At 42.3% G+C, this 13,882-nt stretch carries 12 protein-coding genes; 2 read left to right on the top strand and 10 right to left on the bottom strand.

The genetic code is table 11. The annotated features are described in order from the left end of the window. Positions 1-12: 12 nt before the first annotated feature. The 4 genes from FTV28_RS01245 to hemE all read right to left on the bottom strand — a co-directional run bounded on the left by FTV28_RS01245 (position 13) and on the right by hemE (position 4,728). Positions 13-1,962: a DUF4105 domain-containing protein gene (locus tag FTV28_RS01245; RefSeq protein ID WP_179989274.1), complete on the bottom strand. Its 1,950-nt coding sequence runs from the start codon at positions 1,960-1,962 to the stop codon at positions 13-15. 93 nt (positions 1,963-2,055) lie between these two features. Beyond that, positions 2,056-2,526, bottom strand: a complete 471-nt coding sequence (locus FTV28_RS01240; protein WP_104853198.1) for a DUF3015 family protein — start codon at positions 2,524-2,526, stop codon at positions 2,056-2,058. A 237-nt stretch (positions 2,527-2,763) separates the two neighbouring features. Beyond that, a complete protein-coding gene (locus tag FTV28_RS01235) occupies positions 2,764-3,585 on the bottom strand; it encodes a DUF817 family protein (protein ID WP_179989273.1) in 822 nt (273 codons plus the stop codon). 72 nt (positions 3,586-3,657) lie between these two features. Further along, positions 3,658-4,728 (bottom strand): uroporphyrinogen decarboxylase, encoded by a 1,071-nt coding sequence (hemE, locus tag FTV28_RS01230; RefSeq protein ID WP_104853196.1) that lies wholly within the window; start codon positions 4,726-4,728, stop codon positions 3,658-3,660. 271 nt (positions 4,729-4,999) lie between these two features. On the opposite strand from hemE, the gene FTV28_RS01225 reads away from it, so the two are divergent. Then, positions 5,000-6,244, top strand: a complete 1,245-nt coding sequence (locus tag FTV28_RS01225; protein WP_004971948.1) for a L,D-transpeptidase family protein — start codon at positions 5,000-5,002, stop codon at positions 6,242-6,244. Positions 6,245-6,446: 202 nt separating this feature from the next. Continuing rightward, positions 6,447-7,139, top strand: coding sequence for a pirin family protein (locus FTV28_RS01220; protein WP_104853195.1), 693 nt, complete (start codon positions 6,447-6,449; stop codon positions 7,137-7,139). A gap of 130 nt (positions 7,140-7,269) precedes the next feature. Here the strand turns inward: FTV28_RS01220 and FTV28_RS01215 are convergent, their stop codons facing one another. From FTV28_RS01215 to FTV28_RS01190, 6 genes are all read right to left on the bottom strand, one after another. Then, positions 7,270-8,337, bottom strand: a complete 1,068-nt coding sequence (locus tag FTV28_RS01215) for an ArsO family NAD(P)H-dependent flavin-containing monooxygenase (protein WP_179989272.1) — start codon at positions 8,335-8,337, stop codon at positions 7,270-7,272. Between the two features lie 228 nt (positions 8,338-8,565). Next, positions 8,566-9,438: a transporter gene (locus tag FTV28_RS01210; protein ID WP_004971953.1), complete on the bottom strand. Its 873-nt coding sequence runs from the start codon at positions 9,436-9,438 to the stop codon at positions 8,566-8,568. A gap of 155 nt (positions 9,439-9,593) precedes the next feature. Next, positions 9,594-10,514: a catechol 1,2-dioxygenase gene (gene catA / locus FTV28_RS01205; RefSeq protein WP_179989271.1), complete on the bottom strand. Its 921-nt coding sequence runs from the start codon at positions 10,512-10,514 to the stop codon at positions 9,594-9,596. A gap of 200 nt (positions 10,515-10,714) precedes the next feature. Then, positions 10,715-11,776 (bottom strand): NADH:ubiquinone reductase (Na(+)-transporting) subunit F, encoded by a 1,062-nt coding sequence (locus FTV28_RS01200; protein ID WP_004971960.1) that lies wholly within the window; start codon positions 11,774-11,776, stop codon positions 10,715-10,717. A gap of 68 nt (positions 11,777-11,844) precedes the next feature. After that, entirely contained in the window at positions 11,845-12,207 is a 363-nt protein-coding gene (locus FTV28_RS01195; protein ID WP_179989270.1) for a phenol hydroxylase subunit P4, read from the bottom strand. A gap of 117 nt (positions 12,208-12,324) precedes the next feature. Next, entirely contained in the window at positions 12,325-13,851 is a 1,527-nt protein-coding gene (locus tag FTV28_RS01190; RefSeq protein ID WP_004971966.1) for an aromatic/alkene/methane monooxygenase hydroxylase/oxygenase subunit alpha, read from the bottom strand. Positions 13,852-13,882: the final 31 nt, after the last annotated feature.

The following is a 13,882-nucleotide window of genomic DNA, read 5'->3' as shown; positions in this document are numbered from 1 at the left end:
TTCAACAGCTCTTTAAAAAAAATGCACATAGCCTAAACTGGTCTTGTTCCAGTCCTGTTTGTCCTGTTGTTGATATTCCCAACCCAATCGCAACACATGCTGCGGGTTGAGTACATATTGCAACTGGCTGTTCAGCTTAAATTGCCATTGGTGACGATCTTCCCAATACGGTAATTCAAGCTGAACCAAACTATTCATGCGTGCTGACCAGATATTTTGACAACCCAGTGTTGGGCCAATTCCAACACGCCAGCCTTTGTCTAAAGCCTTACCCGCTTGCACATGATTTTGAATTTGCACATAACACAAATGTTCACGCGCTTGATTAGCCACGCTATAACCAAACTGTGTTTTTAAACTTAAAACACCATGCTGTTCCGTTTCGCTAAAAGCCCCGTGCGAATTCAGGGCTTCTTGCTGCCAACCCAAATTAAAGCCCCAACTAAGTGGTGTTTTAAATGCGGTCATTGGGTTATAAGAGTTCACCGAGAGTAAATCTAACTGATTCAGTTTTAAGCGGTCTTCACGATATTGCACAGAAGCTTCTAAAAAGTTGAGTTGCGTCCCTGTACGAAAACCACCTTGCGGATCAAGTAAGTCATGGTAAGCCTGTCGATGACTCAACTCTACAAAATGCTCGCCTTGCACCTCGCCAGTACGCACAGCAAAGCTTCGTGCATGATGCCCCTGCACAGGATCGACCTGAGGGCGTGCGACATCCTGACGTTGTTTTTCTAAATTGATCTGACTTCTTAAACTTAAAATTTGTCTCAGTCGCGGTTGTGCAATTTTGGCTTCAATTTTGCGTCCAATCAGTTTCAGATACAAATCGTCATAAGCCATTTCCAGAATTTTAGCTTGATCGATTTGGCTGTAATTTTGCAAAATTGCCGCCACATTTTCAGGTTCTGCTTCGGCCACTTGATGGGCAGTTTTTGCCAAAGTTGTACCATGTTGTCTGGCTTGCGCCAATAACTGAGTTTCCAAAGCAGGACGATAGACAACATCTGCCACTAAATTTTCCTGCTCTACAGCTTTTAGTGTTTCAATTGGAATAGATGCGACTTTAAACTGCTGCTGTAAATTTAGCTCAGGACGCACCAAATCCATTAAGCCCAATAAGCGATAGGCACAATTGTCACTGATAAAATAATACGGAAATTGCACATGCTTCATTTCCCAAATGTGCTGCACCAAAAATGTGGTTTCCTGCTCATTCAGTGCCAGTTCGTACTCCCACAAATCTCGGCTTTCTAAATCGCCATATTCTTTTACTTTGCGGTAATACGGCATCAGTGAATATTCACCCGGATATTGCCCTGTAAGTCCTTTCCATGCATAAGACCAACCTTCGCTGCCCGTTACCGTTGCTGCATAATTGACAGCATAAGAAATTAAATTCAGTTGTTTTTGATCTTTTGGGTCTAAGCGCAATAAAGTATGCCCAAACATAGAACTTGGATTGCCCATAAAGTCTGTGGCATAAATCAGCACTGCTTTATAAGGTTTAATTTGTCCAATCCATTCGTCCAATTCAGGACATTGCACCTGTGCCAAATCTTGTTGAGGAATTTGTAATTGTTCAATTAACCAGCGGCTACGTGCAGGAAATTTACACTGCACCGATTGATTGGCAGGCGCTGTTTCAAATAATGCCTGCACATTGCGAAGTAACTCTTGGTTTAAATTGCTTCCGCCTTGTTCCGACACAAAATAGCCTGCATATTGCACTTCACTTTTGCCTTGCTGCGCATACATTAAACGCTGCCAAGTCACCTGTTCTGCCAAGTGTAGGTCTTTGGCTTTTTGCACATAATGTGCGGAAGATATTGCTAATTTATTTGTATTTTGTACTGTAGAAGTGGCTGTAAGTGGCTGAATCTGTATTGGAGATATTTCAGGAGATAACGCAAAAACCGTAGGAGATAAAAAAACTAAACTACTTAAAATAATGGATTTCATGGACATTTTATAAATTTTATATACATATTCAGGCTTAAACGTATTCTTGTGCTATAAAAAAGCCCTGCGAATAATGCAGGGCTTTATTCAAACTTAAACGTATGCTTTTAAAACGTCATCATTCGCCATCACGCTCTGTAAAGATGCCAATACTTCTAAAGAAGTCTGGTTTTCTGCAGAATAAATAGATGCAAAGTTTTGCTTAGAAACCGCAAAGAAATGTGCTTTATCTTCTGCTTTAATGCTTAATAATTCAGCCAATACGTTCAAGCTTTCGCCTTCACCAACTGCCATATCGCGTGCCAATGTTTCAGCATTTTCATTGGTAAATGTCACAACTTGTGCAGTTACTGTACCTGTACCGCTACAACCTAAAGTACCAAATGTGATACCAAACAATTGGTTTGCAAAAATACCGTTTGTAGTTGCTGCTAAAATTTTTGCAACTTTGCCAGACTGACCTGCCCAAACTTGAGAACCGATACCACAACCTGCATCACGGTCTGCAAATGCTGCTGTAGAACCCACTGCCAAGACAGCAGCCAATGCTAATTTTTTAATCATCGCCTTACTCCAGAGATTTATTATTCGAAAAATTATGCTTCGAATCGTTATTCTTTATTGCTATGTGTAATTTTTATTACACTATTTTAAGATAGCGAGATGTCACTCAGAAGGCAAAACATTTATCACAAAATCAGGCATTATTTTTGTGCATTTTTGTAGCGTCGATTGGTTTTTAGCTTAAAGATTGGTCTTAAATTTGAAAATAGATTTTAGTGTTGAAGATAGCATTTAGATTTACAGCTGCTGTTGATCCTCAGTTTTCAGTGTCCACTGCCCTTCTGCATCGCGATAACCCAAAATTTTCATGACCAGAACCAGACTCAGTAACAGCAATAAATACCAAGAACCGAGTTTGCCCCAGCCGACCATGTGCCACGCATCGACCTGACTTGGATACAACCATATTTGATAAAAGGTGCTAATGTTTTCTGCGACCCAAATAATAAAAGCCAAAAGCATCAATACAGGCAACATTGGCAGTTGTAATTGAGACCGTTGTAATTGAAAACGAATTTTGGTTTTCCAGAAAATCACAACGCTCCACGCAAACAAGCCATAACGAATATCGGGGATAAAAAACTTGCTCATGAAGTTGATGTACGACAACACTGCCAAGGCCATCATATTGCTAAAAGTCGGCAAATTCCGTAAAGATACCCGATACAAACGCAAAGAACGCGCAAAGAAACTGCCAACTGCAGAATACATAAAGCCTGCAAAAAGCGGTACGGTCATAATTTTAAAGACAGCAGGTTGAGGATATTGCCACGATGCAATTTGTGGATGAGTTAAAAAAATTTCCATGATCATCGCTAAAATATGAAACAAAGCGATGACTTTGGCTTCTGCCCAAGATTCCAGTTTTAAATATAAAAGACAAACTTGAATAATTAAGGCATAGAATAATAAATAGTCGTAACGGAAAAATCCGAAATATTCCTGACCGCCCATTGAAGCAGTCAGGGCAAATGCAATCAGCAATAAAATTCCAAATAAGGCAGCCGAAGCTGCCTTAGTCGAAAACTCAACTCCTGACTTTAGCCATGTTATCCACATGATGTGACAACCTGACTGAAGCTGAGATTACACCGATACATCTACAAATGATCCATCTATATCATTGTGCGATTATAGATATTTGGCACTGTATTCATGAACCGTGTCGATAAATACTTTAGGACGTTCAGGGTCTACCCACTGGGTAATACCATGCCCTAAGTTGGCTACATAACCTGTTTTTTCACCATTGGCATAGGCATCATCTAGCATCGCACGTGTTGCTTTGGCAATTGCTTCAGGTGAACCGTACAAAGTGGCTGGGTCTAAGTTACCTTGCAATGCGGCACGACCACTCACCGTTTGACGTGCGACATTTAACGGTGTTGTCCAGTCCAGACCAAAAGCATCTGCACCTGTTGCAATCATTGGCTCCAGCCATTGACCGCCACCTTTGGTAAATAAAATAACAGGGATTTTACGTCCATCTTTTTCACGTTGCAGACCTGACACAATTTTCTGCATATAGTGGAGTGAAAATTCAAGATATTCACGATGGGCCAATGCACCGCCCCAACTGTCAAAAATTTGTACTGCCTGTGCACCTGCATCAATTTGTGCATTTAAGTATTCGGTCACTGCATCGGCCAGACAGTCTAATAGTGCATGTAAAACTTCAGGCTGTGCGTACATCATGTTTTTGGTGAAACGGAAATCTTTGCTTGAACCACCTTCAACCATATACGTTGCCAAAGTCCATGGACTACCTGAAAAACCAATTAAAGGCACTTGTCCGCCCAAAGCAGAACGAATGGTCGATACTGCATTCATGACATAGTCTAAGTCTGACTTGGCATTAAATTTAGGTAAATTGGCAACGTCTTGCTCGGTACGCACCGTTTTATGAAACTTTGGCCCTTCGCCTACTTCAAAATACAGACCTAAGCCTAATGCATCGGGTACAGTTAAAATATCTGAAAATAAAATAGCGGCATCTAATTCATAACGACGCAAAGGCTGTAAAGTCACTTCACAGGCAAATTCAGTATTTTTGCATAGAGAAAGAAAATCTCCTGCCTGCGCACGTGTAGCACGATATTCTGGTAAATAACGTCCTGCCTGACGCATCATCCATACGGGCGTGCAATCTACTGGCTCACGTAATAAGGCACGAAGAAAACGATCATTTTTTAAGGTCGTCATTTACTTTCCCAACTCATTTTCAATCTTGCAGCCATCATATCAAAAAGGTTGAAGTTTTAATAACTTCATTTCTTGCTCGTCTTTTCAGCCTATTCTAAGTGTTCAAATTCAGCTTACGTTTATGTGAAATACATCACACAAACAAAAGTCACTGTAAAATTGGGGTTATCTTGCATATTTACACAAAACAACTACTGCATCTCCTTAGTTTTTCTGCAATACTTGGCTAGTTTTTATCTATGTAAATGAATAATTCTCAAGGTTGAATTACATGTTGGTTCGCACAATACTCGCAATGAGTTTAAGTTGCATTTTTGCAGGGACTACTTTTGCTGCATCTACTGCTGAACAACCGTTAAATCCACAAGTGATTAGCAATACCGCTATTGAAGATCCGATTGATCCTTTAGCGACAGAAGCATCGGCTGCACAAAATAATCTAAATGCAACAGACACTGCTATTACGCAACAAGAACAAAATGATTTAAATAAGGCTTCAAAAACCTTAGATGATCTACACAAAACTGAAGATACCACTGCCGATGTAGGCACTGCACCAACAAAAAGCTCTGCAAGCCAAACTGCTACATCCAACACAGCAGCACCAAAAGCTTCATGGACTTTAGATGGTTTAAATAATGCCACTTGGTATGAAAATATTGGTAAAGGTCAGTTCCCTGTGTATGCACGTGCACACGTGATGCTGAACAATTCACATGCTTCTCCAGGTGCAATTGATGGCACTAGTGGTAAGAACACCCTAAAAGCAATTGCATCATTCCAGCAAATGAATGGCATTAGCCCAACGGGTATTTTAACCAAAGAAACTTGGGATGCGTTGGTTGCACGTCAAGGTTCACGTCCTGCATTTGTAGAATACACGGTTACTGAAGCGGACTTAAAAGGTCCTTATGCGAAATCTATTCCGCATGACTATGCAGAACAAGCCAAAATGAAAGGCTTGTACTACACCCGCGTAAGTGAAATGTTAGGTGAAAAATTCCACATGGATGAAAATTTCTTAAAGAAATTAAATCCGAATGCAACATTTAATAAAGTGGGTGAAAAGTTATTGGTGACCAACGTTCGCAATGACTTACCTGAAGACATTCACCTGATTGTGGCGCACAAAGGTGCAAAACAACTGTATTTGTTCAACAAACAAAACCAAATGGTCGGCTCATTCCCAGCAACCATTGGCAGTGCAGATACTCCATCGCCAACAGGTACTTATAAAGTGACAGGTGTTGCACCAAACCCATGGTACAGCTATTCACCAAGTAACTTTATTCAGGGCAAAAACTTAAAACCGCTGTCTTTACCACCAGGCCCTAACGGCCCTGTGGGGAATATCTGGATTGGTTTAAGTAAAAAATCATTCGGTATTCACGGCACACCAAACCCATCGACCATTTCAAAAACAGCGTCGCATGGTTGTATCCGTTTAACCAACTGGGATGCAAACGATTTAGGTCGTAAAGTACGTTCTGGCGTGACTGTAAAATTCCTTGAATAATCAGTGATCGCTTTAAACCGCAAAAGACCCACGTTTTTACGTGGGTTTTTTAATGCCGCGATAAAACTCTAAAATGTCTAGGTTCTGCAAAAAATCTACACATGTTGCAATTTTAGAACGGCATGTTGCAGTTCGCCTCTAGGTCGGCTGCGGTGAAAAGATTAAGATTAGTTCAAGTTAAAAAAATGATAGGAGCATTATCATGAATGCTTATTTACACCGTAGTGAAGATCGTGGTCATGTGAAAATGGGGTGGTTAGACACCAAACATAGTTTCTCTTTTGGTAATTGGTATAACCCGAAATATATGGGTGTTAGTGCCTTACGTGTCATTAACGATGACCGTATTGCCGCACATAATGGTTTTGGTACTCACCCACACGACAACATGGAAATTTTGACTTGTGTATTAAGTGGTGCGATTTCCCACCGCGACAGCATGGGCAATGAACGCCATATTACTGCAGGTGAATGGCAGTTAATGAGCGCAGGTACAGGCGTTCAGCACAGCGAAATTAACAATGGTGATGAAGAAGTACACATGCTGCAAATTTGGATTCAGCCGAATGTACGCGATGCAGAGCCGACGTATCAGCAAATTCAACGTGACCCAAATACAGCACCCAACCAGTGGCATTTAATTGTCGGCCCGAATGACAATGCCCCAATGCACATTCGTCAACAGGCAGAAGTAAAAGCAGCTGTTTTAGAAACTGGACATCGTTTAGAAGTTACAGCAACACAAGCGGTAAACTATGTGCATGTAATTCGTGGTGAAATCAGCATTGGTGAGCAGACCGTGAAAGCAGGCGATGCCTTGTTATTTGCTGATGATGCCGTGATTGAAGCAAAGCAAGACAGCCAATTTATTTGGTTTGATTTACCAAAACAGTAACTGCTTATTTTGAGTAGTGCCTGTAAATACTTTTAAGTTACCCTCTTGCCCTCTACTACAGAGGGCTTTTTTTATGGCTATAGTTGCTGTTTTCAGTTTTTAATCATAACTTTTAGTCACAATGATGACCTTACACTGTTGTCTGTAAATACGCTGCGATTTGCGCTGCCACATCTCGTGCTGTTCGGGAAACGCCAATTAAAGTTGCCGATGCTGCACCAGTCCAATCACCATAACCAACCAACCATAAATTTTGCTGTTGTAACGCTCGATTTTCTAACACATCGACTGTGCCTTGTGCATTAACCACATTCAAACTTTGTAAATGCGACAATGCTGCCTTAAAACCTGTGCACCAAATAATGGCATCAATTTCCTGTTCGCGCCCATCTGCCCAAACTGCACTATGTTCGGTTAAATAGTCAAATGGCGGCAGACCATGTAATACATCACGTTGCCGTGCTTCTTTGACACTTGGAATCATCACAATATCGCCCAAACCACCGATCGGTTGTTCAATACTGCGACCTTCCTGCTGGGCTTTTAAGCGCTCCGTGGCACGTAAAAATAAAACCCGTCCATCTACATCATCGGCTAAAAAACTTGGCGGTTGCTGTGTAACCCAAAAAGTTTCGGCCACTTTAGACACTTCTGCCAAAATTTGTGCGCCTGAGTTACCCCCGCCGACAATCATGACTCTTTTGCCCTGAAAAGCATTGGCATTGCGGTAATGAGCCGAATGAATTTGTGTGCCTAAAAAGCGTTCGCGTCCTGTATAAGCAGGAATAAAAGGCTGACTCCACGTTCCAGTAGCACTCACAGCGGCTTTGGCTCGCCAGCTTTGCTGTGCCGAACACACAATTAAATCATTGCCTTCCTTCAGGACTTTTTCGACCTGCACAGGACGCAGCACAGGAAATTGATAGCGTGTTTCATACGCTGTTAAATAGTCAATCACTTCTAATCGTTTCGGATATTCCTGTTCGGTTTTTGGCATTAACCAGCCGGACAAAGAACTCCATGTATTTGGAGAGAACAGCTGTAAAGAATCCCACGCATGTTGCCACGCACCGCCCGACTGCGTTTGATTATCCAAGATCAGAAAATTGATTTTTTGCCGTTTTAAAAAGTAAGCCGTGGCCAATGCTGCTTGTCCGCCACCAATAATAATTACATCGGCATCCATTATTTGATTCAAAATGGCTCTCCTGCTCGCAATACGCACCCTGTTGCTATGCCTAATCTTAGCGCATAAGTGCAACACGTGAGAGATTAAAAATTCAGTCCACCAAACTCAACTTATGGAAGCACGTAATTAGAAGCAAGCCATCTTGAAAAATGATGCTGCAAAAAAGCCAAGTCTTTCAACTTGACTTTGTTTTGTAAGATAGCTTGATGTGCAACACTGCAGAATCAGGTTCGGGCTTTAAAAAGCCCAAACCAATTTCAAAGTCGAAGAGTGTCCTTCAGGACGATGTTCCACTTCGGTTTCTTTCAAAAACTTTGCTTCCAAAGACCAATTATCACGTTTGTATTGAATCGCGGGACCAAAAGATAGAGCCTGTCCTTTATTGCCAATACTGACACCATTCACTTCATCATCTGTGGTTTGTTTAAATACATAACCTTCGAGTGCCAATTTGACTTGATCATTCAATTGATAACCGATTGCATAATCTCCAGCGAAATAATCCCCCGACTGATAATTTGTGTCGTCATTTTCACTGTTGAAGCTATAAGACATTTTGGTGGAAAACTCCCAACCTTGCGGCTGCAAATAAGAATACGCAAAGATAGGACGAATGGTGTTGTAGTTCTTACCTAAGTTGGCAACTACAGGACGTTGTGGATTGGCATCTTCATAATCGCCTGTTGCGAGCACACCTTCTAAAGCAGCTACACTGTGATGATTGCCTTTATGCCAACCCAACATGCTGCCAATAATCAAATCGCCCAAACCACTGTTAGAGTCTGACATGCCCATCACATTTAAACGCAAATCGACCAAAGGCTGTGCAGCATATAAACCCAACTGACCGCCTGCAATGTGTTGGGGGGTCATCCATACCAAACGTGGAATATAGACATTCACATCGGCATGGAAATTGTCTGGGCCGTCTTTAAACTCACTGGCATGATAGTTCTGATAGTAGTTGAGTAAGTATACCCCAGCTGGTGGTAAAGCCCCTGCTGCAATGCCTTCTGCGCCTAATCCAAATGTATCTAAACCGTTTTCTGTTGCATTGACGTGTGTCGCCATGACACCCAAAAGCATGAGTGCCCAAATTTTGTTATTCATAGAACATCCTATTCAATAGAAATTTTGATGAAGTCTGCCTGCTGCGCCTGAATCATTCATGCGCGAACAGCCGACTTTTAAGGGCAGCATCAACAAAGAACTTGCTGATGCTGTATTGGCGAACGTGTTAAAACTTTGTGTTTTAAGGTGTGGGATTAAGCACTTGCACGACGACGTTCAACTTCAGTCGATGGTGCATTTGCAGTGTCTTTGACTAATTCAAAGTTAAAGGTGATGTGCTTAAATGGTTTGTCTAAACCACGGCGCTGAATTTCTGCAGCATCGGTCACATCTACCGCTGTTGCAACCAGACCTTCACGGGTCGCAAATGCGAAGTCATCCCACAGGTATTGATCACCTACAATGTTAAATTGCGTAGTGAGTTTGCGGTAACCTGGTGCAGAAATGAAGTAATGCACGTGAGATGGACGGTTGCCATGACGACCTAGTTTGTTTAATAAAGCTTGAGTCGTGCCGTCTGGTGGGCAGCCATAACCGACTGGCATGGTCGTTTGCGCCACATATTTACCATTGGCATCACTGAAAATAGTACGGCGTAAGTTAAAGTCAGACTGAGATTTATCAAAGAATGAATAGTTACCTAAACCGTTGGCATGCCAAACTTCGACTTTGGCATTTTCAATGATATTGCCATTGGTGTCAGTGACTGTACCTTCAATAATTAACGTATCTAAATGGTCTGATTCTGAACCATCATCCATACGCGCAAAACCGACTGATTCAGGCGCACCTGCAACATAAAGTGGCCCTTCAATGGTACGTGGTGTACCGCCTGTTACGCCTGCTTTGGCATCGGCTTCATCGGCACGTAAATCTAGATAATGTTCTAAACCCAAACCTGCTGCAAGTAAACCAAGTTCATTGGCTTTGCCTGCATCGGTAATATATTCCAGACCTTTCCACACTTCTGAAGGCTGAATGTCTAAATCTTCAATGGCTTGAAATAAATCTGCCACTAAACGCACCACTATTTGCTGCACACGCTGATCGACAGGGCGTGTAGCGGTGTCTACGTTCATTTCCTTCACTAAAGTATCAATTTGTTGACGGTCCATGTAACTCTCCTTGGCTATTTTGGCTTTGCTGGTTGTCGCATTGCTATTTTGGCTTTTGACACTGCCTTACTGTGTTGATGATGGTGTCAGTGCTGAGCTAAATGCCTCAACACTGACCGACTTCCTTGGAAACTTTTTATCTATTGCAATTCGATAGGCTCAGTACAATATTGCAGCACCTATCCACTTTTAAATATGTGTTAAATATGTTTAAACAATGCTGAACGTGACTGACCACTTGCACCATCGGCAGCACTCAAGAAGCGTTCAGTGTGAATATCACGTTCAAACAAACGGCTTTGCATTAAGGTCGAAATTGCTGCATCAATCATGACTGGTGGGCCGCATAAATAGGCTTTATGTCCACCGCAACGCTGCTCAAAATAATCGGCAACCGCTTCATGCACATAGCCTGTAAATCCTGTCCAATGGTCTTCTGCTTTAGGTGCATTTAATGCAGGAATGTAGCGGAAGTTTGGATAGTCTTTGACTAACTGCTCAAACAGTTCTCGGTTATATAATTCCGCAACATCACGCGCACCTTGGAATAGGTAAATGGTGCGGGTATCACCCGACTCTAGTAAGTCTAAAATCATAGATTGCGGGCTAGATAAACCTGAACCACCTGCAATAAAAATCGCATCCTGATCATCCGATTTACGTACAAAGAATTGTCCGTATGGCCCTGAAATTTCCAGTGCGTCGCCTGCCGCAAGTTGCTCATGCACATAGGTCGTAGCACTGCCGCCCACAACATGACGAATATGCAATTCAATAATGCCTAGTTCGCTTGGTGCATTGGCAATTGAGAAGGCACGAGTGCCTTCAATACCCGGGAATTGCACGTTAATGTATTGCCCTGCCTGAAACTCCATCGGGCGGTCTAACTGCAAGCGCACACCTTTAATGGTTGGAGATAAGTCCTTTACCTCAAGGACTTTGGCCTGATAATCCTGAACCAAATATCCCAAGAAATCTGGGTCTTCATCAACATCGGCTTCAATGGTCATGTCTGATTCAGGCTTACAGCAGCACGCCAACACTTTGTGTTCTTCACGTTCCAAATCCATCAGCGCGAAAGGTGACGCTTCGCCGACATCATAATAACCATCGGTGACTTGGACTTTACAAGTGCCGCAAGTGCCATGCCCACAAGCAAATGGCAACCACACGCCTTGACGTAACGCGGCATCTAAAATGGTTTGATCTTCTTCAACCTCAATGGTTGTGCCAATTGGCTCAATTGTGACTTGATAGCTCATCTGCGACCTCCTGTCTTGTACTTACTGACTGTGCTTTGCTGTCTTTATTTTGTTGTGATCTTACTGTTTTAAACGTGTGCGCCCTTGTACCCATTCAGTCCTGGGGTCACAAAACGCAGTAGTGATTTTTGATCGAAGCCAATTTCTGCCAAGGTCTGTTCAGGGCGTGGCTGAATTACCTGTTTGTTTAAAGTAAATTGCACTTCATCCCATTTAATGTTTTCAAAGTCAGGATGTTGATGGAAACCCGCCTGCATTTGCTGATCCAAAAATTCCTGAAAGGTTTGCTGCTGCGAAACCAACATGGCGTGTGCAGAACAATATAAAGTGTGATGATCCCAACCCACATACACCAAAATGTTGTCGCCATAGTGTTTTTGTAGGTCGCGTGGTTCAAAGTCGTAATCTGGGCGAATAGCGCGTACTGACATGGTCATTCTCCGTATTGGGGTGGTTTGAGCCGCAAATGACTTAAACCGAAATCCTTTTAAATTTGAATCTTGAAATAACTTAAATTTTAGATATTTACTTTAGATAGTGAATGAGCGTTAAGCCGCATCACCTTTCCATTTTTTCCAGCGTTGCTGGTCTGGTGAACCTTCAATATCCAAGTTATCTGCACCGACATTGAAGCGATAATATTCGCGCAGCATGTTTTCCAAATCTAAGCCACCACAGTTGCCTTGTAGAATTTGGTTCACTGGCAACCATGCCTGCACATATTTTTCAGGTTCACGTTCAAAAATATCGTGACAACCATCTGAACAGGTGTGGTAACGCTCGCCTTTATAAACAGACTCACGATACGTAAACATGGTCGGATCGCCATCCATTTCGGTGAAAGTCATTGGCACTTGGCAAATTTGGCACAATTGCGGTAAGCCTGCGCTGTAGAAACGCTTGCCTTCTGCTTCCATCTTGCGTGCTAACTCCCACTTTGGACGGTAGTATTTGTCAAAGGTGTCTGGATATTTTTCAGATAACCAATCCATTTCCTGATCGGTTGGAATCCAAGTATGGAAACCTGCTGCATGACCGAAGTTATAGAAAATCCACCACGCTTGATGCGACACGTGTTCTTTTTCTTTGGTAATTACTTCTGAATATTTCGGCATACGAATACCGTAACGGCTCAAGTCTTTAAATAACGCACCGCCCGCTTCTTCAAAGTAGGTTTCCCACGCTTCTTTCCACGACATGACTTTGTTTGGCAGCATGTAGTCCATCATCATGCCAACTATAGATAACAGACGAGTCCCACGCCAGAACCACTTATCAATCCATTCCTGTACGATTGGCACGTTATCTTCGTGTTGTTCTAACAAGAATTTCACGATTTCTAGACCTAAAGTCATGTGACGTGCTTCATCGGACTGTGCACTAAAACCAAAGGTGACCGTTGCCATATCGCCATTGTGTGCTGCACCTGACATGAACGGTACGAACAACAAGTTGGTCAATACATATTCAAAGGCAAAGCTAATGGCTAACAAGAACTCAAACGGCCCTGCTGAACGCGCATCTTCAAAGAAAGATTTTGGTACAGACAAGTACCAAACGCGGTCATGCATGTGCGACCAATCCTGAAAACCATCAAAGAATTTGTTGTAATGGCTCATGGCATGAATTTGCGTCTGCACGTGACGTAATTCATCAATCGACTGCATTTGTGATGCGATACGTGCACCTACACCACTGAACTGACGCCCTACATGTGCATAACCTTGGAATGCCTGATATTCAAGCGGAGTTACCGCAGTTAAAAACAGTTTGATGGCATTCAAATAACGCTCATTGGTCACGTTCATTTGACCGTTGTTTTGTGCAAAAGCATCAAAAATGGCGTAAAGTTTTTTCTCTTTTTCTGCCTGATACTTCCAGTAAGCATCCATGGTTAAACGGAATGGATCTTCCCATTTAGACCAGTCTGTAATTTTAATGCCTTCAAATTCTTCGTATGGAAAGGCTTCTTTGCGGTCTGCATAAGAAAAGTCCCAATCCAAGTCACGAGTAAGTGCGCGATAACGGTCTTTGGCATTCAGTTTTTTTGCTGGGGTTTTAACTTGTGAATTCATGCTCATCATCCTTAAATTTTTTAGCGGCAAT

Origin of the sequence: Acinetobacter sp. YH12252, from assembly GCF_013417365.1 — a bacterium.
GTDB classification, from domain to species: Bacteria; Pseudomonadota; Gammaproteobacteria; order Pseudomonadales; family Moraxellaceae; genus Acinetobacter; species Acinetobacter towneri.
Note: the sequence above shows the minus strand (reverse complement) of the source record. Positions and strands in the feature narration are given on the sequence as shown.